The organism is Serratia sp. CY38905 (assembly GCF_052168875.1).
GTDB lineage: Bacteria > Pseudomonadota > Gammaproteobacteria > Enterobacterales > Enterobacteriaceae > Serratia > Serratia sarumanii.
Genome location: NZ_JBJNLV010000009.1, coordinates 155,637 through 177,502, shown reverse-complemented (window position 1 = coordinate 177,502; position 21,866 = coordinate 155,637). Strand labels below are relative to the sequence as shown.

The following is a 21,866-nucleotide window of genomic DNA, read 5'->3' as shown; positions in this document are numbered from 1 at the left end:
GGACATCCGGCGGCGGGCCGAGCGTACCCGGCCCGTGTAAAAGGGGCGTTATTTCAGCAGGGTTTCGATGCGGTCAAACAGACGCTCGGGCTTGGTGATCGGCGCAAAGCGCGTGACGCGCTGGCCGTCGGCGGTGAGCAGGAACTTGGTGAAATTCCATTTGATGCGGCGGCTGCCCAGAATGCCGGGCGCCAGGCGTTTCAGCTCATTGAACAGCGGGTGCGCGCCGGGGCCGTTAACGTCTATCTTGCTGAACAGCGGGAAACTGACGCCGTAGTTGAGGCTGCAAAAGTTGGCGATCTCCAGCGGGCTGCCCGGCTCCTGAGAACCAAACTGGTTGCAGGGGAAGCCGAGCACCACTAGGCCGCGTTCGCGATAGTATTGCCACAAATTTTCCAGCCCGCGGTATTGCGGGGTGAAGCCGCACTTGCTGGCGGTGTTGACCACCAGATAAGCGCGCGCCGGGTAATCGCCCAGCGTTTTTTGCTCGCCCTGCAGCGTGACGCAGGGGATGGATAACAGAGAGTGAATCATGCCGTGGCTCCAGGTGCGTTTCGGCGGGTGCTAAAGCGTTGCAATCAGTATAGATGAGCGGGACAGAAGGGATAAAGCCGGGGCGAGGCCCCGGCCTCTAGTGCGTCAGAAACGGCTATCGACCGCATCCGCCAGCATCGCCAGCAACTGTTCGCTGTCGGACCAGCTCAGGCAAGGATCGGTGATTGACTGGCCATAGGTCAGCGGCTGGCCGGCGACGATCTTCTGCGTGCCTTCCACCAGGAAGCTTTCCGCCATCACGCCGGTGATGGCGGCGGAGCCGGCACGGATCTGTTGGCAGACGTTGTCGGCCACTTCCAGCTGGCGGCGGTGCATTTTCTGGCAGTTGCCGTGGCTGAAGTCGATCACCAGGTGTTCCGGCAGATCGAACTCGCGCAGGCTGTCGCAGGCAGTGGCGATGTCGCTGGCGTGATAGTTCGGCGTTTTGCCGCCGCGCATGATGATGTGGCCGTACGGGTTGCCGCTGGTCTGGTAGATGGTCATTTGGCCATGTTTGTCCGGCGACAGGAACATGTGCCCGGCGCGCGCCGCGCGAATGGCGTCGATGGCGATGCGGGTGTTGCCGTCAGTGCCGTTTTTGAAGCCGACCGGGCAGGAGAGCGCCGAGGCCATTTCACGGTGGATCTGGCTTTCGGTGGTGCGCGCGCCGATGGCGCCCCAGCTGATCAGATCGGCGATGTATTGGCCGACCACCATGTCCAGGAATTCGGTGGCGGTCGGCAGGCCGAGCTGGTTCACTTCCAGCAGCAGGCGGCGCGCCATTTCGATGCCGCGGTTGACCTGGAAGGTGCCGTCCAGCGCCGGATCGGAGATCAGGCCTTTCCAGCCGACGACGGTGCGCGGTTTTTCGAAATAGGTGCGCATCACGATCTCCAGGCGATCCTGGTAGCGTTCGCGCAGGGCGTTCAGCCGGCCAGCGTAATCGACGGCGGCGTCGAGATCGTGGATGGAGCAGGGGCCGATCACCACCAGCAGGCGGCGGTCTTCACCGGTGAGGATTTTTTCAATGCGTTTTCGTGACGCGGTCACGTTGTCGGCGACGGCCGCCGAGATCGGCAGCTTGTCCGCCAACGCTTGCGGCGTGACGAGGCTGTCGATGCGCGCGGTCCGCAGTTCATCTGTTTTGTGCATGTTGTTCCCTGGAAACTGTTCTTCTCTGCGGCAGGAGTGCCGGGAAGTGATGGCGATCACAATAACGCAAAAAGCGCTGAATTCAACCGTAGAGATTGTGTTCTGTTGATCAAAGCCGCGAAAAAAAGCACAAAAAAATCAGCGGCTGCTGAAATAAACGGCAGGTGGCGGGGCGCGGCGACCCCGCGAGGAAAAAGTCAGAACATGCGGCGGCTCATGCCGAGGATGTCGAGGATTTTGGTGGAGATCTCTTCGACCGAATAGTTGGTGGTATTGAGGTAGCGGATCTGATTTTTGCGGAACAGCGCCTCGACTTCGGCGATCTCCATACGGCACTGGCGCAATGAAGCGTAACGGCTGTTTTCACGCCGTTCCTCGCGGATCGCCGCCAGGCGTTCCGGATCGATGGTCAGGCCGAATAATTTATGCTGAAACGGTTTCAGCGAGGCCGGCAGGTGCAAATTGTCCATATCGTCGGCGATAAACGGGTAGTTGGCGGCGCGGATGCCGAACTGCATCGCCAGATAAAGGCTGGTGGGGGTTTTGCCGCAGCGCGACACGCCGAGCAGGATCACCTGCGCCTGATCGAGGTTGCGCAGCGAAATGCCGTCGTCGTGCGCCAGCGTATAGTCGATGGCGGCAATGCGCGCGTCGTACTTGCCGAGGTTGCTGGCGGTCAGACCGTGGGTGCGGTTCGGCACCGGCGTCGGCTCCACTTCCAGCTCGCCCTGCAGCGGGCCGACCAGCGCCTGCACGATATCCTGGCAGAAGCCCTGGCTCTGCACGATCACATCGCGCACTTCCGGCGAGATGATGGAGTAAAACACCAGCGGCCGCACGCCGGTTTCATTATAGATATCATCGATTTGTTGGCGAACTGCGCGAGCGCGCGCCTCGGTTTCGACAAACGGCAGGGTATAGGTGGTCGCCGTGACCGGGAACTGCGACAGCACCGCGTGTCCCAGCACTTCGGCGGTGATCGCCGTACCATCCGAAATATAAAAAACGCTTCTTTCCACCCGAGGCTCCTTACCTGAAAACGGTGTTACTGCTGTCATCACTGTCAATATCATGAGCCGCAGACGATCCGCCGGTAAAGGGGCGAGGGGAAAAATTGTGACGGCGGGGCGGTAAAGCGCCTTGCGGCGGCGCGTGAAGAAAAGCGCGTTTTGCCGGCGGTAAAAATCGCGGCGCGGCGACGCTTTTCGATCCGAAACGTAAATTTGTCGCTATTTTCACCAAAAACGGTAGCGTTTGCGTGGTCATTAAAACAGAAGTTTAAAAAGAGCGTAATTTGTTGAGAACTAAGCTTTTCGTGCGATTGGGAACGGTTCCCAGGCAAATCAGCCGGTTAGGACATTCTCTTAAAAACCACTTTCTTCAGTGGGTTGATCGATTCACCTTTCCATTTTCCCCGGATCAGTGTGCTAGTCTGATTCGGCTCCGTGTTAGCGGCGCCGTAAAGCAAGCGAATTAAATCCGTCTTTACCCTACTGATAGCAATAAGGATTGTCTCGATGTCCAACAATGGCCCAGACTTGCGTAATGTGCTTTGGTACAACCAGCTTGGCATGCACGACGTTGACCGTGTCGGCGGCAAAAACGCCTCCCTCGGTGAAATGATCACCAATCTTTCCGATTTGGGCGTGGCCGTGCCGAACGGTTTTGCCACCACCGCACAGGCGTTTAACGATTTCCTCGAACAAAGCGGTGTTAACCAGCGCATCTATCAGCTACTGGATCAGACCGACGTTGACGACGTTGCACAACTGGCCAAGGCCGGCGCCCAGATCCGCCAATGGGTGATCGACACGCCGTTCCACGCCGAGTTCGAACGCGAAATTCATCAGGCTTACCAACAGCTCGCCGACGGCGAACCGGAAGCTTCCTTCGCGGTGCGCTCCTCCGCCACGGCGGAAGACATGCCGGACGCGTCCTTCGCCGGCCAGCAGGAAACCTTCCTCAACGTGCAGGGCATCGACGCCGTAATGGTGGCGATCAAGCACGTGTTCGCATCGCTGTTCAACGACCGCGCCATCTCTTATCGCGTGCATCAGGGCTATGACCACCGCGGCGTGGCGCTGTCGGCGGGCGTACAGCGCATGGTGCGCTCGGATTTGGCCTCTTCGGGCGTGATGTTCACCATCGATACCGAGTCCGGCTTTGATCAGGTGGTGTTTATCACCTCCGCCTTCGGCCTGGGTGAAATGGTGGTGCAGGGCGCAGTGAACCCGGATGAGTTCTACGTGCACAAACCGACGCTGCAAAACGGCAAGCCGGCGATCGTGCGCCGCAACCTGGGTTCGAAAAAGATCCGCATGGTGTACGCGCCGTCGCAGGATCACGGCAAGCAGGTGCGCATCGAAGACGTGCCGGAAGCGCAGCGCAGCCGTTTCTCGCTGACGGATGACGAAGTGCAGGCGCTGGCGCAGCAGGCGATCCTGATCGAAAAACATTACGGCCGCCCGATGGATATCGAGTGGGCGAAAGACGGCCATACCGGCAAGCTGCTGATCGTGCAGGCGCGCCCGGAAACCGTGCGCTCCAACGAACAGACCATGGAGCGCTACCAGCTGAACGGCTCCAGCCCGGTGCTGGTGGAAGGCCGCGCCATCGGCCACCGCATCGGCGCCGGTCCAGTGAAAGTGATCCACGACATCAGCGAAATGGATCGCATCCAGCCGGGCGACGTGCTGGTCACCGACATGACCGACCCGGACTGGGAACCGATCATGAAGAAGGCCGCCGCGATCGTCACCAACCGCGGCGGGCGTACCTGTCACGCGGCGATCATCGCCCGTGAACTGGGGATCCCGGCGGTGGTGGGCTGCGGCCACGCCACCGACGTGCTGAAAGATGGCCAGAAAGTCACCGTCTCCTGCGCGGAAGGCGACACCGGCTTCGTTTACAGCGATATGCTGGATTTCAGCGTGCAGAGCTCCGAAGTGACCGAGCTGCCGGATCTGCCGCTGAAGATCATGATGAACGTCGGCAACCCGGATCGCGCCTTCGACTTTGCGCGTTTGCCGAACGAAGGCGTGGGCCTGGCGCGGCTGGAATTTATCATCAACCGCATGATCGGCGTGCACCCGCGTGCGCTGCTGGAGTTCGATCAGCAGACGCCGGCGCTGCAAAACGAGATTCGCGCGCTGATGCAGGGTTACGATCATCCGGTCGAGTTCTACGTCGGCCGCCTGACCGAGGGCATCGCGACGCTGGGCGCCGCCTTCTGGCCGAAGCGCGTGATCGTGCGCCTGTCCGACTTCAAATCCAACGAGTACGCCAACCTGGTGGGTGGCGACAAGTATGAACCGCACGAAGAGAACCCGATGCTGGGCTTCCGCGGCGCCGGCCGCTACGTTGCCGACAGCTTCCGCGATTGCTTCGCGCTGGAGTGCGAGGCGGTGAAACGCGTGCGTAACGAAATGGGGCTGACCAACGTCGAAATCATGGTGCCGTTCGTGCGCACCGTGGCGCAGGCGGAAGCGGTGGTGGCCGAGCTGGCGCGTCAGGGGCTGAAGCGCGGCGAAAACGGGCTGAAAGTGATCATGATGTGCGAGATCCCGTCCAATGCGCTGTTGGCGGATCAGTTCCTCGAACACTTCGACGGCTTCTCCATCGGCTCCAACGACATGACCCAGTTGGCGCTGGGGCTGGATCGCGACTCCGGCGTGGTGTCGGAGCTGTTCGACGAACGCAACGACGCGGTGAAAGCGCTGCTGTCGATGGCGATTCAGGCGGCCAAGCGCCACGGCAAATACGTCGGCATCTGCGGCCAGGGCCCGTCCGACCACGAAGACTTCGCCGAGTGGCTGATGGAGCAGGGCATCGACAGCCTGTCGCTTAATCCGGACACCGTGGTGCAGACCTGGATCAATTTGTCGAAAAAGAAATAATGTCTCGGCCTCGCTGAGGCATTAACGCTGGGCCGCAGTTAACGCTGCGGCCTTTTTATTTCTGAATGTAAATAACGGCGCGTAAAATAATCAATTCGACGAAAAAAGAATAAAAAAAAGCCCACCGTAGGAGATGGGCAAAGACTACACACAGCAATTCACATGTATGGCATTACATTGTTCAGAAAGGTTGCTTTAAAATCAGTGATTTGAAGCAATAGATGGCCATAATACTAGATTTTTGAACGCGACTAGTCATTAAGAATCATCCTAATCGATAGCGGCATCACATTTTATTTGCGGGAGTTATCTCTTTTTGCCGTTTGCAACAAACAGGGATTTACATTGCACCTTTCATTCGCGGTGCCGTAATCAATATATGGCGGCATTATATTGGGCGGAGATATTACTCGAATGAGGTAGGAATAACGGCAGGAGTGAAAAGTTCCGCCCGACGATGCGGGCGGAAAGGGGGAATTAGCGTTTTTCCAAATCTTCGATGACTTGCTCCGGCGCGGTGGTCGGCTCCGGCGCTTCATCCATCCAGGCGGTCAGCAGGCGATAAGATACCGCCAACACCACCGGGCCGATGAACAGGCCAATCATGCCGAAGGCCAGCAAGCCGCCGATAACGCCGGACAGGATCAGCAGCAGCGGCAGATCGGCGCCCATGCGGATCAGCACCGGGCGCAGCACGTTATCCAGCGTAGCCACCACGCAGCTCCAGACCAGCAGCACGGTGCCCCAGGTGGTATCGCCGTGCCAGTACAGCCAGATGATGGCCGGCACCAGCACCAGCAGCGGCCCCAATTGCGCCACGCAGCAGATGAAGATCAGCATCGTCAGCAGAGTGGCGGCCGGAATGCCGCTCACCGCCAGACCGATGCCGCCCAGCACCGACTGCACCAGCGCCGTCACCACCACACCCAGCGCGACGGCGCGGATCGCCTGGCCGCCCAGCAGCACCGCCGCATCGCCGCGCGCAGAGCCGAGGCGCACCGCAAAGTGGCGGATACCCAGCGCCACCTGCTCGCCGCGCGCATACAACAGGGCGCTGAACAGCAGCATCAGCGCGCAGTGCAGCAGCAGACGGCCGATATGCGCGGCCTGCGCCACGAACCAGGTGGCGGTTTGGCCGAAGTACGGCTGCACCTTCGCCAGCAGCGCGGCGCCGCCGGCGTTAACCAGCGTATGGTAGCTGGTATAGAGCCTGTCGCCGATCATCGGCACGGACTGCAGCCAGGCGAGATCGGGAATATGCAGTTTGCCCGGCGAGCTAGCCCAGGCGATCAGCGGCGCACTGTTATCCACCACGCTGCTGATCAGCAGAGAGATAGGCAAAATGAACAGCAGGATCAGCAGCAGGGTCATCACCAGCACCGCCAGCGAGCGGCGGCCCCACAGCAGCTTTTGCAGTTTGAGCAGCAGCGGCCAGGTGGCGATCACCACCATTCCCGCCCAGGCGAAGCCGAGAATGAACGGTTGGATCACCCAAAAACAGGCGACGATCATGATGGCGATAAACAGCACGCCGAAAATAATTCGCGGTAAGTCGTAACGCGATTGCGGGAGTGGCATCAGTGGCTTCTCATCCTGGTCAATTAAATCCCTGGCACCGGCGAATCGGGTGCCTGTCGGTCGGTTTATTACCGCCGGGCGGCCGCCTGTGGCGGCGTTCGCAGGGCGGTAATAATGTGAATGCCTTCACTAAACGAGTATGTTAGTTTTTAGTGTCACTAAAAAATAGGGTGGGTCTGAATTAAAGGCCCGATTCAGCGTACATCAGCGCATAAAAAATAGACGGACAGGGTCAAAAAAGCGAATGATCCCACAGATTTCTCAGGCACCCGGCCTCGTTCAACGGGTGCTCGACTTTTTGGAAGCACTGAAGCAAAACGGATTCAACGGCGATACCGCCACCAGCTATGCCGACCGGCTGACGATGGCCACCGACAACAGCATCTATCAGCTGTTGCCCGATGCGGTGGTGTTCCCCCGTTCCACCGCCGACGTGGCGCTGATCGCCCGCCTGGCCGGGGAAGAGCGATTCAATGCGCTGACCTTCAGCCCGCGCGGCGGCGGCACCGGCACCAACGGCCAGTCGCTCAATACCGGCATCGTGGTCGATATGTCGCGCCATATGAACCGCATACTGGAGATCAACGTTGAACAAGGCTGGGTAAAAGTCGAAGCCGGGGTGATCAAGGATCAGCTGAATCAATATCTGCGGCCGTTCGGCTACTTCTTCTCGCCGGAACTGTCCACCAGCAACCGCGCCACCCTGGGTGGCATGATCAATACCGACGCCTCCGGCCAGGGTTCGCTGGTGTACGGCAAAACCTCCGATCACGTGTTGGGCCTGCGGGCGGTGCTGCTGGGCGGCGAGATGATCGATACCCGCGCCATGCCGACGGCGCTGGCGGAAACGATTGCTCTGGACGAGACCGCCGAAGGGCGTATCTACCGCACGGTGCTGAACCGCTGCCGCGAGCAGCGCGCGCTGATCCTGGAGAAATTCCCCAAGCTCAACCGCTTCCTCACCGGTTACGATCTGCGCCACGTGCTGAGCGACGATCTGCAAACCTTCGATCTGACGCGCATCCTGACCGGCGCCGAAGGCACGCTGGCGTTTATCACCGAGGCGCGGCTGGACATCACGCCGCTGCCGAAAGTGCGCCGTTTGGTTAACGTAAAATACGACTCCTTCGACTCGGCGCTGCGCAATGCGCCCTTTATGGTCGAAGCCAAGGCGCTGTCGGTGGAAACCATCGATTCCAAGGTGCTGAACCTGGCGCGTGAAGACATCGTTTGGCACTCGGTGAACGAACTGATCGCTGACGTGCCGGATAAAGAGATGCTCGGGCTGAACATCGTCGAGTTCGCCGGCGACGATCGCGCGCTGATCGACGGCCAGATGGAAAACCTGTGTCAACGGCTGGACGAATTGATCGCGCAGCGGCAGGGCGGCGTGATTGGTTACCAGATCTGTGGCGATCTGGCGGGCATCGAGCGCATTTACAACATGCGCAAGAAGGCGGTCGGGCTGCTGGGCAACGCCAAAGGGCGCGCCAAGCCGATTCCGTTCGCCGAGGACACCTGCGTGCCGCCGCAACACCTGGCGGACTATATCGTCGAATTTCGCCAACTGCTCGACGACCATAACCTGAGCTATGGCATGTTCGGCCACGTCGACGCCGGGGTGCTGCACGTGCGCCCGGCGCTTGATATGTGCGACCCGCAGCAGGAAGTGCTGATGAAGCAGATCTCCGATCGGGTGGTGGCGCTGACCGCCAAATACGGCGGCCTGCTGTGGGGTGAGCACGGCAAGGGCTTCCGCGCGGAATACAGCCCTGAATTCTTCGGGGAAACGCTGTATGAGGAGCTGCGCCGCATCAAAGCGGCGTTCGATCCGGATAACCGTCTGAACCCGGGCAAGATCTGTGCGCCGCTGGCGGTGGATGCACCGATGATGCAGGTGGACGCGGTCAAACGCGGCACCTTCGATCGCCAGATCCCGGTCGAGGTGCGCACCTCGTTCCGTGGCGCGCTGGAGTGTAACGGCAACGGCCTGTGCTTCAACTTCGACGTGCGCAGCCCGATGTGCCCGTCGATGAAGATCAGCGGCAACCGCATTCATTCACCGAAAGGGCGGGCGACGCTGGTGCGCGAGTGGCTGCGTCTGTTGGCCGAGCAGGGCGTCGATCCTTTGGCGCTGGAGAAACAGCTGCCGCAGCAGCGAGTCAGCCTGCGCGGTTTGATCGAAAAGACCCGCAACAGCTGGCACGCCGGCAAGGGCGAGTACGACTTTTCGCACGAAGTGAAAGAGGCGATGTCCGGTTGCCTGGCCTGCAAGGCCTGCTCCACCCAGTGCCCGATCAAGATTGACGTGCCGGGATTCCGTTCGCGCTTCCTGCAGCTCTACCACACCCGCTATCTGCGCCCGGTAAGCGACTACATGGTCGCCGGCGTGGAGAGCTATACCCCATTGATGGCCCGAGCGCCGAAGGTGTTCAACTTCTTCTTCCGCCAGCCGTGGCTGCGGGAGATGAGCCGCAACGCCATCGGCATGGTCGATCTGCCGCTGCTGTCCAGCCCGACGCTGCGTCAGCAGCTGTCCGGCCACCGCGCGACCACGCTGACGCTGGAGCAGCTGGAAGGGCTGAGCGCCGAGCAGCGCGCAGAACACGTGCTGATCGTCCAGGATCCGTTCACCAGCTATTACGACGCCAAAGTGGTGGCGGACTTTGTCCGGCTGGTGGAGAAGCTCGGCTATAAACCGGTGCTGCTGCCGTTCTCGCCGAACGGCAAGGCGCAGCATGTGAAAGGTTTCCTGACGCGGTTCGCCCGCACCGCGCGCAAAACCGCCGATTTCCTCAACCGCGTGGCGCAGCTCGGCATGCCGCTGGTGGGCGTCGATCCGGCGCTGGTGCTGTGTTACCGCGACGAATACCGCGAGATCCTCGGCGCCGAGCGCGGCGATTTCCAGGTGCAGCTGGTGCACGAATGGCTGCAGCAGCGGATCGCGGATCGCGCCGAACAGCCGGCGACCGGCGAACCCTGGTATCTGTTCGGCCACTGTACCGAAACCACCGCGCTGCCGGCCAGTGGCCAACAGTGGGCGGCGATCTTCGCGCGCTTCGGCGCCAAACTGGAGAACGTCAGCGTCGGCTGCTGCGGCATGGCGGGCACTTACGGCCATGAAGCCAAGAACCTGCAAAACTCGCTCGGCATTTATGAGCTATCATGGCACCCGACACTGCAGCGTTTGCCGCGGCAGCGCTGCCTGGCGACCGGCTATTCCTGCCGCAGCCAGGTGAAACGCATCGAGGGCAATGGCGTGCGCCACCCCTTACAGGCACTTCTGGAGATGATTGAGTGAAATTGTGGAAACGTGAAACATCGCTGGAGCAGCTGAACCGCGCCGGCGACGGCTGCATGGTCAGCCATGTGGGCATCGAGTTTACCCAGCTGGGCGAGGATTTCCTCGAGGCCACCATGCCGGTCGATGGCCGCACCCGGCAGCCGTTCGGGCTGTTGCACGGCGGGGCGTCGGTGGTGCTGGCGGAATCGATGGGATCGATGGCCGGTTACCTGTGCAGCGAGGGCGAGCAGAAAGTGGTGGGGCTGGAGATCAACGCCAACCACCTGCGCGCGGTGTTCGATGGCCAGGTGCGCGGGGTGTGCCGCGCACTGCACGTTGGCCGCCGTCATCAGGTGTGGCAAATCGAGATCTTCGACGCGCGCGATCGGCTGTGCTGCACCTCGCGTCTGACCACGGCGGTCATCGACTGATTCCCGCCGGTTTCCGCAGGCGATCGGCCTGCGGAGCCTTACGCCTTACAGCTGAAACGGCACGCGTTTGACGAAGTCCTTCTGAAACGCGTTTGCCTTCTCCCAGGTGCCTTCCATTGCATATTTTTGGCAGATCAGCGTCAGCGTGTGGCGAGCGAAGTGGTAGCTTTGCACCCGAAAAAGCTGGCAGCGCTGTGGGTTGTTGATCTCGACGATCAGCCGGTTGTGCAGCTTGCTGAGCGCATGCAGGTAGCTGTCGTCGTCGCCGTTCTCCAGACACAGATTGGCCATGGTGAGGCTGACGCTGTTGTACCGCTTCAGGTGGTCGATATTGCATTCCGGGCGCCGCAGCGCCGCTTCGGCCATGTAAAAGTCCACCGTGGCGTCGCGCACGCTGAATTTGTAGTCATCAATCTTGCCCAGCAACCATGCGTTGATCGAAAGAGTCATTGGCCTCGCGCTCAAATTACAATTGAATGATAATCATTATCATATAAACTGCCGCGTTGCCGATCAATCCCCGGCGCGGCGTTTTTTCATCGCGCGGGGGTGTAAAAGGCCGCCGACGACCCAATTTAATCCTGAGCGACTAAACTTTAACCTGAGGGTGCGCGCTTGCGCCGCGCCACGAAATGCCGATAAACGCACATTTACGACAGACAGAATGCAGAAATAGGTATTTTCTATGAATGTTTAGATCGGCAACGCCCCGCGGCGCTGTAACGCTGACGGGCCACCGGGGAGTGCGGTACGGTGATGCAGGATAGAGAACAAATTCATAGGGATAGCATGCACGCCTTGCCGCCAGACGCCGCAAGCCGCCACGGGTGTCCCGTTGGCTTGCCGCGCGCCGCAGCGAAAAACCGCGCTCGCGGCGGATACCCCCGCAAAACAAACGGTTGAAGTGATAATCGTTATCACTAACATATAAGCAACCCAGATTGGCTGTGGCCAAACACGAGTGTGAGGTAGACCCTATGCAAACGGAAAATGTCGGCACTTTTTCTCTGGATGAAAATGTCTGGCAAGGCATTTCGCTCAGCGACAGCGCCGTACGACAAATAACCAAACTGATGCAGCAGGATCCGCAGGTGAAAGGGCTGCAGCTAGGGGTGAAACAATCCGGCTGCGCCGGCTTTGCCTATGTGCTGGATCTGACCCGCGAACCCGCCGATGACGATCTGCTGTTTGAGCGCGACGGCGCCAAACTCTATGTGCCGCTGAAGGCCATGCCGTTCATCGATGGCACCACGGTAGATTACGTCCGCGAAGGGCTGAATCAGATATTCAAATTTAACAACCCTAAAGCTCAGCATGCCTGCGGGTGCGGCGAGAGCTTTGGCGTTTGAGCGATGCAATCAACATGACACGAAGCAATGTAGAAATGCCTAATGAAGTGCAGGCTTGGGTCAGCGAAGGTCGCTACAAAGAAGGTTTCTTCACCCAGCTGGCAACCGATGAGTTGGCCAAAGGCATCAACGAAGAGGTGGTGCGCGCCATATCGGCCAAGCGCAACGAACCCGAGTGGATGCTGGAATTCCGCCTCGAGGCCTACCGCGCCTGGCTGCAGATGGAAGAGCCGCACTGGTTGAAGGCCAATTACGATCGCCTGAACTACCAGGACTACAGTTACTATTCGGCGCCGTCCTGCGGCAGCTGCGACGACGCCTGCGGTTCGCAACCCGGCGCCGAGCAGCAACCGGGCGCGGCGACGGAAAAAGATTACCTGACCAGCGAAGTGGAGCTGGCGTTCAACCAGCTCGGCGTGCCGGTGCGCGAGGGCAGCGAGGTGGCGGTGGACGCCATCTTCGACTCGGTCTCTGTCGCTACCACTTACCGTGAAAAACTGGCGGAGAGCGGAGTTATCTTCTGCTCGTTCGGCGAAGCGATCCAGGAATACCCGGATCTGGTGCGTCAGTACCTGGGGCGCGTGGTGCCGTCCAACGATAACTTCTTCGCCGCGCTGAACGCCGCGGTGGCTTCCGACGGCACCTTCGTTTATGTGCCGAAGGGCGTACGCTGCCCGATGGAACTGTCGACCTACTTCCGCATCAACGCCGCCAAAACCGGCCAGTTCGAGCGCACCATCCTGATCGCCGACGAAGGTAGCTACGTCAGCTATATCGAGGGCTGTTCCGCCCCGGTGCGCGACAGCTATCAGCTGCACGCGGCGGTGGTGGAAGTGATCCTGCATAAAGACGCCGAAGTGAAATACTCGACGGTGCAGAACTGGTTCTCCGGCGGCGAGAGCAAGGGCGGTATCCTCAACTTCGTCACCAAGCGCGCGCTGTGCGAAGGCGCCGGCTCGAAAATGTCCTGGACCCAGTCGGAAACCGGCTCGGCCATCACCTGGAAATACCCGAGCGTGATTTTGCAGGGCGACAATTCGATCGGCGAATTCTTCTCGGTGGCGCTGACCAGCGGCCATCAGCAGGCCGATACCGGCACCAAGATGATCCACATCGGCAAAAACACCAAGTCGACCATCATCGCCAAAGGCATCTCCGCTGGCCACAGCGAGAACACCTATCGCGGCCTGGTGAAAATCCTGCCGGGGGCGGAAAACGCCCGTAACTTTACCCAGTGCGACTCGATGCTGATCGGGCCGGACAGCGGCGCCCACACGTTCCCTTACGTTGAAGCGCGCAACAACAGCGCTCAGCTGGAGCACGAAGCCACCACCTCGAAGATCGGCGACGACCAGCTGTTCTACTGCCTGCAGCGCGGCATCAGCGAGGATGACGCCATTTCGATGATCGTCAACGGCTTCTGCAAGGACGTTTTCTCCGAGCTGCCGCTGGAGTTCGCCGTCGAGGCGCAGAAACTTCTGGCCATCAGCCTGGAACACAGCGTGGGTTAATCGCCGCATTTTTAGCGCCGCCGGCGCTATCTGAGGACACAGCATGTTAAGCATCAAGAATTTGAAAGTCAGCGTGGAAGGCAACGAGATCCTCAAGGGATTGGATCTGGAGATCAAACCGGGCGAAGTGCACGCCATCATGGGGCCGAACGGCTCGGGCAAGAGCACGCTGTCCGCCACGCTGGCCGGGCGTGAAGAGTATGAAGTGACCGAAGGGGAAGTCACTTTCAAAGGCAAGGATTTGCTGGAGCTGGATCCGGAAGATCGCGCCGGCGAGGGCGTGTTCCTGGCCTTCCAGTACCCGGTGGAGATCCCCGGCGTCAGCAACCACTTCTTCCTGCAGACGTCGGTCAACGCGGTGCGCAAATACCGCGAGCAGGAGCCGCTGGATCGCTTTGACTTCGCCGATTTCATCGAAGAGAAAATCGCGCTGCTGGATATGCCGGCCGATCTGCTGACCCGTTCGGTCAACGTCGGCTTCTCCGGCGGCGAGAAAAAGCGCAACGACATTCTGCAGATGGCGGCGCTGGAGCCGGATCTGTGCATTCTCGATGAAACCGACTCCGGCCTGGACATCGACGCGCTGAAAATCGTCGCCAACGGCGTCAACTCGCTGCGGGACGGCAAGCGCGCGTTTATCATCGTGACCCACTATCAGCGCATTCTGGACTACATCCAGCCGGATTACGTACACGTGCTGTCCCAGGGGCGCATCGTCAAATCCGGCGATTTCTCGCTGGTGAAACAGTTGGAGGAGCAGGGCTATGGCTGGCTTACCGACCAACAGTAATTCAAACGCGCTGCAGCAGCTGTATCGCCTGTTCGAAGGCCGCGGCGGCGAGCGTTCGCCGCATGCGCTGGCGCACTGGCAGCAGGCGCTGCGCCTCGGCTGGCCAACGCGCAAGCATGAAAACTGGAAATACACGCCGCTGGAGAGCCTGCTGGAGCAGCAGTTCCTCGATCCGCAGCCCGCGCCGGTGAGCGCTGATCAGCTTGAGGCGCTGGCGCTCGGCATCGATGCCTGTCGGCTGGTGTTTATCGACGGCCGCTACAGCGCCGCGCTGAGCGATGGCGATTTGGGCGACTACCAGTTCGAATTGACCGCCTATGGCACGCCGCAGGCGCTGCCGGAGCCGATCCAACCGGAAATTTTTCTGCACCTGACCGAAAGCCTGGCGCAGGAAACCAGCCTGATTCGCTTGCCGGCCGGCAAGGCCCCGGCCCGCCCGCTGTACCTGCTGCATATCAGCAGCGGACGCGGCGCCACCGGGGAAGTGAACACCGTACATCATCGTCACCATCTGGAGATCGGGCGCGGGGCCGAGGCGGAAGTGATTGAACACTACGTCAGCCTGGGCGAGGCCGCGCACTTCACTGGCGCGCGCCTGACCGCCAACGTGGCGGACAACGCCGGGCTGTTGCACTGCAAGCTGGCGTTTGAAAGCCAGCCGAGCTACCACTTTGCCCACAACGATCTGGTTATCGGCCGCGACGCGCGGGTGAAAAGCGACAGTTTCCTGCTGGGCGCCGGCCTGACGCGCCACAACACCAGCGCGCAGCTGAACGGCGAAGGCGCAAATCTGGTGATCAACAGCCTGGTGCTGCCGGTGGGCAAAGAGATCTGCGATACCCGCACCTATCTGGAGCACAACAAGGGCTATTGCGAAAGCCGCCAGCTGCATAAAACCGTGGTCAGCGATCGCGGCAAGGCGGTGTTCAACGGCATGATCAAAGTGGCCAAGCACGCGATTAAAACCGACGGCCAGATGACCAACCATAACCTGCTGTTGGGCAAGGTGGCGGAGGTGGATACCAAGCCGCAGCTGGAGATCTACGCCGACGACGTCAAATGCAGCCACGGCGCCACCGTGGGGCGCATCGATGAAGAGCAGCTGTTCTATCTGCAGTCGCGCGGCATCGACAAACACGCGGCGCAGCAGATGATCATTTTCGCCTTCGCCGCCGAGCTCACCGAAGGCATCGCCAATGACACCATCCGGGAACGGGTGCTGGCGCGTATCGCCCAGCGCCTGCCGGGGGAGGCTGAATGAGTTATCCGATTGAACGCGTGCGCGGCGATTTCCCGCTGCTGGCGCGTGAGGTGAACGGCCAACCGTTGGCCTATCTCGACAGCGCCGCCAGCGCGCAGAAACCGCAGGCGGTGATCGACCGCGAGCTGGAGTTCTACCGCCACGGTTATGCGGCGGTGCATCGCGGCATCCACACCCTGAGCGCCGAGGCGACCCAGCAGATGGAAGCGGTGCGGGAACAGGCGGCACGCTTTATCAACGCCGCTTCAGCGGAAGAGATGGTGTTCGTCAAGGGCACCACCGAAGGCATCAATTTGGTGGCCAACAGCTTTGGCCGCCACCTGCTGCAACCGGGCGATGCGATTCTCATCACCGAGATGGAGCACCACGCCAATATCGTGCCGTGGCAGATGCTGGCGCAGGAGCGTGGGCTGCAGCTGCGGGTGTGGCCGCTGCAGCCGGACGGTACGTTGGATCTGGCGTTGCTGCCGGAGCTGGTCGACTCGTCCTGCAAACTGCTGGCGCTGACCGAGGTCTCCAACGTGCTGGGCACCGTCAACCCGGTACGCGACATCATCGCCCGCGCCAGAGCCCTGGCGCCGGAGCTGACGGTGCTGGTGGACGGCGCGCAGGCGGTAATGCACCAGCGCGTCGATGTGCAGGCGCTGGACTGCGATTTTTACGTATTTTCCGGCCATAAGCTGTACGGCCCTTCCGGCATCGGCATGCTGTACGGCCGCCAGGCGTTGTTACAGCAGATGCCGCCGTGGGAAGGGGGCGGCTCGATGATCCGCCAGGTCAGCCTGACGGCGGGCACCACCTTCGCCGATCCGCCGTGGCGCTTCGAGGCCGGTTCGCCGAACACCGCCGGCATCATGGGGCTGGGGGCGGCGTTCGATTACGTCGAAGCCCTGGGCCTGAATGCGATCCACGATTATGAACAGTCGCTGATGCACTACGCGCTGGAGGCGCTCAGGCAGGTGCCGACGCTGAAAGTTTATGGTCCGGCCCATCGCGCCGGGGTGATCGCCTTCAACCTGGGGGAGCACCATGCCTATGACGTCGGCAGCTTCCTCGACCAGTACGGCATCGCCATTCGCACCGGCCATCACTGCGCAATGCCGCTGATGGCTTTTTATCAGGTGCCGAGCATGTGCCGCGCTTCGCTGGCGTTATATAATACCCGCGAAGAGGTGGACCGGCTGGTGGCCGGGCTGCAACGCATTCATCAGCTATTAGGCTAGGCCGGGGCGCGTCCCCGGCGGTACAAAAGGATCCCCATGGCGAATTTGCCGGACAAAGATAAATTGGTGCGTAATTTCTCCCGCTGTTTGAACTGGGAGGAGAAATACCTGTACGTGATTGAACTCGGCGCCAAATTGCCGCCGCTGGACGAGGCCGAGCGGCAGGCCGGCAACCTGATCTCCGGCTGTCAGAGCCAGGTATGGATCGTGATGCGCCGTGATGAGCAGGGGCAGGTCGAGTTTCACGGCGACAGCGACGCGGCGATCGTCAAAGGGCTGCTGGCGGTGGTGTTTATTCTTTATCGTCAATTGACGCCACAGCAGATCGTCGATCTCGATGTGCGGCCGTTTTTCAGCGAGTTGGCGCTCAGCCAACATCTGACGCCTTCGCGTTCACAGGGGTTGGAGGCGATGATCCGCGCCATTCGCAGCAAAGCGGCGCAGCTGGCCTGACCCATAACGCCCGTATCCTCAAGGCTCATTGATACCTTCGCTTTGTCAATGAGTCTTTACAATCCGCAGTTTTCCCCTGGGCAATGCTCCCAATTCAGTGATATTTCAGCAGCTTACCTATTGACGTTTCGTTGACAATCAGCGGCGGCGATTACGTTATAACGTGTTGATTTTTAGAGGACTTATTGCCTTTGATACCAGCGTTGCTAGTATTAATCAGGTATTGTCTGATTTACCCACCGCCAGGCGCTCGTTAGCCTTGGGGGCGAACCGTCATAAAAAAATATAGGGATGATAATGAAACGTGCGTTGAGTTTAATGGGCATGGTCTTCGCCACCGTATTGGCCGGCACTCAGGCCGCCAGTGCGACCGAGTACCCGCTGCCGCCGCCGGACAGCCGTCTGATCGGTGAAAACACCACTTATACCGTGCCAAACGACGGCCGTCCGCTGGAGGCGATCGCCGCCGACTACAAGATCGGCCTGCTGGGCATGCTGGAAGCCAACCCCGGCACTGACCCGTTCCTGCCCAAGCCGGGTACGGTGCTGACCATTCCGACCCAAATGCTGCTGCCTGACACCAAGCGTGAAGGGATCATCGTCAACCTGGCCGAGCTGCGTCTTTACTACTACCCGAAAGGCGAGAACAAAGTGATCGTCTATCCGATCGGTATCGGCCAGACCGGGATGCACACGCCGCTGGAGGTGACCTCCGTCAGCCAGAAGATCCCTAACCCGACCTGGACGCCAACCGCCAATATCCGCAAACGCTATCAGTCCCAGGGCGTGACGCTGCCAGCGGTGGTGCCGGCCGGCCCTGAGAACCCGATGGGGTTGTTCGCCCTGCGTCTGGCGATGGGGCGCGGTGAATACCTGATCCACGGCACCAACGCCAACTTCGGTATCGGCATGCGCGTCAGCTCCGGCTGCATTCGTCTGCGTCCGACGGATATCGAAGCGCTGTTCAATCAGGTGCCGCGCGGTACGCGGGTGCAGGTGATCAACGATCCGGTGAAGATTTCGGTTGAGCCGGACGGCAAACGCTATGTGGAAGTGCATCAGCCGCTGTCGCGGGTAGAAAGCGACGATCCGCAGACCATGCCGATTGCGTTGTCTAAAGCGGAGAAAGCCTTCGCTGCGGATGCTCAGACCGATCGCGCCGTGTTCGATAGCGCGGTTGTACGCCGTTCTGGCATGCCGGTGCTGGTCAACGTAGGGGAGAGCCCGTCGGCGGTGAGTTTGACGCCTGCAGCGACGCCTGAGGCGAATAAGAGCCCATTCAAGGCAGCGCCAATCAGTTCCGTGAACTAAGTTTGCAGGATTGTGTGGTCGAAGAGGGGTTCAGCGTGCTGAGCCTCTTTTTTTGCCTGCGGTGCAGGAAAAACCAGTCCAAGGGACAGGCAAAAAAAAACGGCGCACAATGTGCGCCGTTTTCAATAACCAAAGCTATCTTACTTTTTGTAAGCGTGAGCTTGGTTGTCCAGACGCTGGTTAGCGCGTGCTGCGTCGTCTTTAGCAGCTTGAACGTCAGAACGCATTGCGTTCACGTCGTTGCTCAGCTGATCAACTTTAGCGTTCAGAGTCTGAACGTCAGAAGACAGTTGATCGATTTTAGCGTTGCTAGAGCAGCCAGCCAGCAGAGTGGAACCCAGGATTACCGCGCCCAGTACCAGTTTAGTACGATTCATTATAACACCCTCTAGATTGAGTTAATCTCCATGTAGCGTTACAAGTATTACACAAACTTTTTTCGAAAGAGAATAATTTTTTAGTGTTGAGGTGCTTTATTTTGATCGTTCGCTCAAACTTGCATCTGGTTTTACAAATTAGTTAAAAAAACGAGGGAAAACAGCCGGCTTCCATGGGACTACTCCGATTCTTTATTAGCTAAATAATGAGCGGATCGCGGTTGCGTTTTGAGAAAAATAGTTTACTGCCGATAAAAAAAACGCCGCAAAGCGGCGTTTTGATCAAGGCAATTATGTCACGTTTTATATTACAGCACGTGTACCGAGGCAGTGTTGGTGGTGCCGCTCGGCACCAGCGCGCCGGAAACCATCACCACGACGTCGCCTTTCTGTGCCAGGCCGCTGGCCAGGGCGGCTTCTTTACCGATGCGGTAGAAGTCGTCGGTAGAGGCGATTTCCTTGACCATCTGCGGGATGACGCCCTTGCTCAGCACCAGCTGGTGCGCGGTGGTTTCATTGGTGGTCAGCGCCAGGATCACCGCGTTCGGGAAGTATTTACGCACGGATTTCGCTGACTTGCCGCCGCTGGTGGCGACCACGATCAGCGGCGCGTCCAGTTTCTCGGCGGTTTCAACCGCACCCCGGCACACCGCTTCGGTGATGCGCAGCTTGCGGCGATCGTTCAGGGCGTCGATGCGGCTTGGCATCACGCGATCGGTACGCTCGCAGATGGTCGCCATGATGTTGACCGCTTCCAGCGGGTATTTGCCCTTGGCGCTCTCGCCGGACAGCATGACGGCATCGGTGCCGTCCAGGATGGCGTTGGCAACGTCGCCGGCTTCCGCGCGGGTAGGGCGCGGGTTCTTGATCATGGAATCGAGCATCTGAGTGGCGGTGATCACCACTTTACGCGCGCGGTTGCATTTCTCGATCATCATCTTCTGGGCGAAGATCACTTCTTCGACCGGGATCTCCACGCCCAAGTCGCCACGGGCAACCATGATGCCGTCGGACGCTTCGAGGATCTCGTCGAAGTTGTTCAGGCCTTCCTGGTTTTCGATCTTGGAGATGATCTGGATTTGCTCGCCGCCGTGGGCTTTCAGGTGTTCGCGGATCTCCAGCACGTCTGAGCGTTTACGGATGAAGGACGCCGCCACGAAGTCGACGCCTTGCTCGCAGCCGAAGATCAGGTCGCGTTTGTCTTTTTCGGCCAGCGCAGGCAGCTGGATGGATACGCCCGGCAGGTTGACGCCCTTGTTCTCGCCCAGGTCGCCGTTGTTCAGCACTTTACAAACGACTTCGTTCTCGGTCACGTTGGTGACTTCCATGCCGATCAGGCCGTCGTCAACCAGCACGGTATTGCCGATTTTCAGGTCGGCAGCGAAGCCGGCGTAGGTGACCGCCACGCGTTCGCTGTTGCCGATCACGCTCTGGTCGGTGGTGAAAGTGAAGGTTTGGCCGGCGACCAGCGAGGCGTCTTTGCCGCCTTCCAGTTTCATGGTGCGAATTTCCGGGCCTTTGGTATCCAGCAGGATGCCGGCGTTGATGCCGGTTTTCGCCATCACGGCGCGCATGTTCTTGATGCGGTTGCCGTGCTCTTCATAGTCGCCGTGAGAGAAGTTGAGACGCATCACGTTCATGCCCGCATTGAGCAGGTTGGTCAGCATTTCTTCCGATTCGGTTTTTGGACCGATGGTACAAACAATTTTGGTCTTTTTCATGGCGGAGTTTTCTACAAGTTGTGATGGATAAAAAAACGAATTTGACCGGCGCGGTTTACGCCGGTAGGGAATTTGGGCCGTGCCTGGTGGTGAAAAACATAGTTAAGGATAGGTGACGACAGTTGAAGTGGGGCGGAAAAATTCAGCCCGCGCGGGGGCGCGGGGATGCTGCGCAACGGGGTAAGATCACATCGTGTTGTTATTGCGTTTTCGCAGATCAAGGGCTGAAACCATTCAACTGATAGACGTTGCGCATTATAAAGGCTAAGCGGCGGGAAACAAAATAAAAAACCGCGGCGGTGCGGCGGATATAGCAAAACGGGGCCAAATGTGGCGCAAATGCAACGCGTTGTGGGCCGCTTGTTGCGCAAATAACCTTTCTGTAAATATGGCTTACCGCGTTAGGGGGATTTCCAGCAGCACGCCGGCGCTCAGGCAGAAGCAGCCGCTGGCGACGTTGGCCGGCAATATCAGGCTCTCGCCGGCCCGCACCACTCGCGTATCGCCGCCGAGAGTGAACTCGAATTCACCGGATATCACTCGGGTTTGCAGCGCGTGCGGGGGCTTTTGCAACTGGCCGAAGGCGCCGGCCTCGAAACGCACTTCCGCCGCCGGCGAACCGTCGCTCATCACGCCTTCACGGCGGGCAAGGCCATTGTCGAGCGGTAAAAAGGCGGTTTTGGCGGTAAAAGTGGTCATGTGGCGTTCCTGATGACGGTAGCACGGCGCGATCGACATAACGAGCAGGCGGTCGGGCAGAGACGAAATAACGGGAAGTATAACGCGACAGGGGGAGGTGAATCAGCAATATGGTGCGTCCGAGTGGACTCGAACCACCGACCCCCACCATGTCAAGGTGGTGCTCTAACCAACTGAGCTACGGACGCACTGCGCTGCTTCTGAAATTTGGTGCGTCCGAGTGGACTCGAACCACCGACCCCCACCATGTCAAGGTGGTGCTCTAACCAACTGAGCTACGGACGCACTGTACTGCTT

At 59.7% G+C, this 21,866-nt stretch carries 18 protein-coding genes, 2 tRNA genes and 1 other RNA gene; 10 read left to right on the top strand and 11 right to left on the bottom strand.

Annotated elements, in window-relative coordinates; translation table 11 throughout:
* Nucleotides 1–48: 48 nt before the first annotated feature.
* The 3 genes from ACJ8MK_RS18715 to ppsR form a co-directional block, all read right to left on the bottom strand.
* Entirely contained in the window at nucleotides 49–534 is a 486-nt protein-coding gene (locus tag ACJ8MK_RS18715; RefSeq protein WP_033646302.1) for a glutathione peroxidase, read from the bottom strand.
* A gap of 105 nt (nucleotides 535–639) precedes the next feature.
* Nucleotides 640–1,686 (bottom strand): 3-deoxy-7-phosphoheptulonate synthase, encoded by a 1,047-nt coding sequence (locus ACJ8MK_RS18710; protein ID WP_039566394.1) that lies wholly within the window; start codon nucleotides 1,684–1,686, stop codon nucleotides 640–642.
* Nucleotides 1,687–1,883: 197 nt separating this feature from the next.
* Nucleotides 1,884–2,744 (bottom strand): posphoenolpyruvate synthetase regulatory kinase/phosphorylase PpsR, encoded by an 861-nt coding sequence (ppsR, locus tag ACJ8MK_RS18705; protein WP_049234269.1) that lies wholly within the window; start codon nucleotides 2,742–2,744, stop codon nucleotides 1,884–1,886.
* Between the two features lie 459 nt (nucleotides 2,745–3,203).
* Here ppsR and ppsA point away from each other — a divergent pair, with 459 nt between their 5' ends.
* The gene (gene ppsA / locus ACJ8MK_RS18700) at nucleotides 3,204–5,582 is read left to right on the top strand and encodes a phosphoenolpyruvate synthase (protein ID WP_041034881.1); all 2,379 of its coding nucleotides are present in this window, start codon (nucleotides 3,204–3,206) and stop codon (nucleotides 5,580–5,582) included.
* A gap of 109 nt (nucleotides 5,583–5,691) precedes the next feature.
* Here ppsA and rprA read toward each other — a convergent pair.
* An RNA gene (gene rprA, locus ACJ8MK_RS18695) (antisense sRNA RprA) lies at nucleotides 5,692–5,801 on the bottom strand.
* A 258-nt stretch (nucleotides 5,802–6,059) separates the two neighbouring features.
* Nucleotides 6,060–7,160, bottom strand: coding sequence for an AI-2E family transporter YdiK (gene ydiK, locus ACJ8MK_RS18690; protein WP_033646299.1), 1,101 nt, complete (start codon nucleotides 7,158–7,160; stop codon nucleotides 6,060–6,062).
* A gap of 244 nt (nucleotides 7,161–7,404) precedes the next feature.
* Here ydiK and ydiJ point away from each other — a divergent pair, with 244 nt between their 5' ends.
* A complete protein-coding gene (gene ydiJ, locus ACJ8MK_RS18685; RefSeq protein ID WP_164038289.1) occupies nucleotides 7,405–10,461 on the top strand; it encodes a D-2-hydroxyglutarate dehydrogenase YdiJ in 3,057 nt (1,018 codons plus the stop codon).
* Nucleotides 10,458–10,874, top strand: a complete 417-nt coding sequence (gene menI, locus ACJ8MK_RS18680) for a 1,4-dihydroxy-2-naphthoyl-CoA hydrolase (protein ID WP_016927938.1) — start codon at nucleotides 10,458–10,460, stop codon at nucleotides 10,872–10,874. The genes ydiJ and menI overlap by 4 nt, the downstream gene beginning before the upstream one ends.
* A 45-nt stretch (nucleotides 10,875–10,919) precedes the next feature.
* Here menI and ACJ8MK_RS18675 read toward each other — a convergent pair whose 3' ends face one another.
* Nucleotides 10,920–11,324, bottom strand: coding sequence for a hypothetical protein (locus ACJ8MK_RS18675; protein ID WP_004931369.1), 405 nt, complete (start codon nucleotides 11,322–11,324; stop codon nucleotides 10,920–10,922).
* A 527-nt stretch (nucleotides 11,325–11,851) separates the two neighbouring features.
* Between ACJ8MK_RS18675 and sufA the strand changes: the two genes are divergently transcribed.
* The 7 genes from sufA to ACJ8MK_RS18640 all read left to right on the top strand — a co-directional run bounded on the left by sufA (nucleotide 11,852) and on the right by ACJ8MK_RS18640 (nucleotide 18,772).
* Complete coding sequence (sufA, locus tag ACJ8MK_RS18670) at nucleotides 11,852–12,223, top strand: Fe-S cluster assembly scaffold SufA (RefSeq protein WP_004931368.1); 372 nt, start codon at nucleotides 11,852–11,854, stop codon at nucleotides 12,221–12,223.
* Nucleotides 12,224–12,237: 14 nt separating this feature from the next.
* Complete coding sequence (gene sufB / locus ACJ8MK_RS18665) at nucleotides 12,238–13,734, top strand: Fe-S cluster assembly protein SufB (protein ID WP_033638360.1); 1,497 nt, start codon at nucleotides 12,238–12,240, stop codon at nucleotides 13,732–13,734.
* Nucleotides 13,735–13,777: 43 nt separating this feature from the next.
* Nucleotides 13,778–14,524 (top strand): Fe-S cluster assembly ATPase SufC, encoded by a 747-nt coding sequence (sufC, locus tag ACJ8MK_RS18660; protein WP_016927936.1) that lies wholly within the window; start codon nucleotides 13,778–13,780, stop codon nucleotides 14,522–14,524.
* The gene (sufD, locus tag ACJ8MK_RS18655) at nucleotides 14,499–15,785 is read left to right on the top strand and encodes a Fe-S cluster assembly protein SufD (protein ID WP_103829455.1); all 1,287 of its coding nucleotides are present in this window, start codon (nucleotides 14,499–14,501) and stop codon (nucleotides 15,783–15,785) included. Before sufC ends, sufD begins: the two co-directional genes overlap by 26 nt.
* The gene (gene sufS / locus ACJ8MK_RS18650; protein ID WP_039566382.1) at nucleotides 15,782–17,008 is read left to right on the top strand and encodes a cysteine desulfurase SufS; all 1,227 of its coding nucleotides are present in this window, start codon (nucleotides 15,782–15,784) and stop codon (nucleotides 17,006–17,008) included. Before sufD ends, sufS begins: the two co-directional genes overlap by 4 nt.
* A gap of 36 nt (nucleotides 17,009–17,044) precedes the next feature.
* Complete coding sequence (gene sufE / locus ACJ8MK_RS18645; RefSeq protein ID WP_033646295.1) at nucleotides 17,045–17,461, top strand: cysteine desulfuration protein SufE; 417 nt, start codon at nucleotides 17,045–17,047, stop codon at nucleotides 17,459–17,461.
* Nucleotides 17,462–17,758: 297 nt separating this feature from the next.
* The gene (locus tag ACJ8MK_RS18640; RefSeq protein WP_033653930.1) at nucleotides 17,759–18,772 is read left to right on the top strand and encodes a L,D-transpeptidase family protein; all 1,014 of its coding nucleotides are present in this window, start codon (nucleotides 17,759–17,761) and stop codon (nucleotides 18,770–18,772) included.
* A 140-nt stretch (nucleotides 18,773–18,912) separates the two neighbouring features.
* Here the strand turns inward: ACJ8MK_RS18640 and ACJ8MK_RS18635 are convergent, their stop codons facing one another.
* The 5 genes from ACJ8MK_RS18635 to ACJ8MK_RS18615 form a co-directional block, all read right to left on the bottom strand.
* Nucleotides 18,913–19,149 (bottom strand): major outer membrane lipoprotein, encoded by a 237-nt coding sequence (locus tag ACJ8MK_RS18635; RefSeq protein ID WP_004931354.1) that lies wholly within the window; start codon nucleotides 19,147–19,149, stop codon nucleotides 18,913–18,915.
* Between the two features lie 308 nt (nucleotides 19,150–19,457).
* Nucleotides 19,458–20,870 (bottom strand): pyruvate kinase PykF, encoded by a 1,413-nt coding sequence (gene pykF / locus ACJ8MK_RS18630; RefSeq protein ID WP_033638367.1) that lies wholly within the window; start codon nucleotides 20,868–20,870, stop codon nucleotides 19,458–19,460.
* Between the two features lie 393 nt (nucleotides 20,871–21,263).
* Complete coding sequence (locus ACJ8MK_RS18625; RefSeq protein WP_049196154.1) at nucleotides 21,264–21,569, bottom strand: cupin; 306 nt, start codon at nucleotides 21,567–21,569, stop codon at nucleotides 21,264–21,266.
* A gap of 111 nt (nucleotides 21,570–21,680) precedes the next feature.
* Nucleotides 21,681–21,757: transfer RNA gene (locus ACJ8MK_RS18620), tRNA-Val, on the bottom strand.
* Nucleotides 21,758–21,777: 20 nt separating this feature from the next.
* Nucleotides 21,778–21,854 (bottom strand) — tRNA-Val (locus ACJ8MK_RS18615).
* Nucleotides 21,855–21,866 lie beyond the last annotated feature (12 nt).

Coding starts and splice junctions, on each gene's coding strand:
- ACJ8MK_RS18715 (WP_033646302.1), bottom strand. CDS start 534: ATGATTCACTCTCTGTTATCCATCCCCTGCGTCACGCTGCAGGGCGAG.
- ACJ8MK_RS18710 (WP_039566394.1), bottom strand. CDS start 1,686: ATGCACAAAACAGATGAACTGCGGACCGCGCGCATCGACAGCCTCGTC.
- ppsR (WP_049234269.1), bottom strand. CDS start 2,744: ATGACAGCAGTAACACCGTTTTCAGGTAAGGAGCCTCGGGTGGAAAGA.
- ppsA (WP_041034881.1), top strand. CDS start 3,204: ATGTCCAACAATGGCCCAGACTTGCGTAATGTGCTTTGGTACAACCAG.
- ydiK (WP_033646299.1), bottom strand. CDS start 7,160: ATGCCACTCCCGCAATCGCGTTACGACTTACCGCGAATTATTTTCGGC.
- ydiJ (WP_164038289.1), top strand. CDS start 7,405: ATGATCCCACAGATTTCTCAGGCACCCGGCCTCGTTCAACGGGTGCTC.
- ACJ8MK_RS18675 (WP_004931369.1), bottom strand. CDS start 11,324: ATGACTCTTTCGATCAACGCATGGTTGCTGGGCAAGATTGATGACTAC.
- sufA (WP_004931368.1), top strand. CDS start 11,852: ATGCAAACGGAAAATGTCGGCACTTTTTCTCTGGATGAAAATGTCTGG.
- sufB (WP_033638360.1), top strand. CDS start 12,238: ATGACACGAAGCAATGTAGAAATGCCTAATGAAGTGCAGGCTTGGGTC.
- sufC (WP_016927936.1), top strand. CDS start 13,778: ATGTTAAGCATCAAGAATTTGAAAGTCAGCGTGGAAGGCAACGAGATC.
- sufD (WP_103829455.1), top strand. CDS start 14,499: ATGGCTGGCTTACCGACCAACAGTAATTCAAACGCGCTGCAGCAGCTG.
- sufS (WP_039566382.1), top strand. CDS start 15,782: ATGAGTTATCCGATTGAACGCGTGCGCGGCGATTTCCCGCTGCTGGCG.
- sufE (WP_033646295.1), top strand. CDS start 17,045: ATGGCGAATTTGCCGGACAAAGATAAATTGGTGCGTAATTTCTCCCGC.
- ACJ8MK_RS18640 (WP_033653930.1), top strand. CDS start 17,759: ATGAAACGTGCGTTGAGTTTAATGGGCATGGTCTTCGCCACCGTATTG.
- ACJ8MK_RS18635 (WP_004931354.1), bottom strand. CDS start 19,149: ATGAATCGTACTAAACTGGTACTGGGCGCGGTAATCCTGGGTTCCACT.
- pykF (WP_033638367.1), bottom strand. CDS start 20,870: ATGAAAAAGACCAAAATTGTTTGTACCATCGGTCCAAAAACCGAATCG.
- ACJ8MK_RS18625 (WP_049196154.1), bottom strand. CDS start 21,569: ATGACCACTTTTACCGCCAAAACCGCCTTTTTACCGCTCGACAATGGC.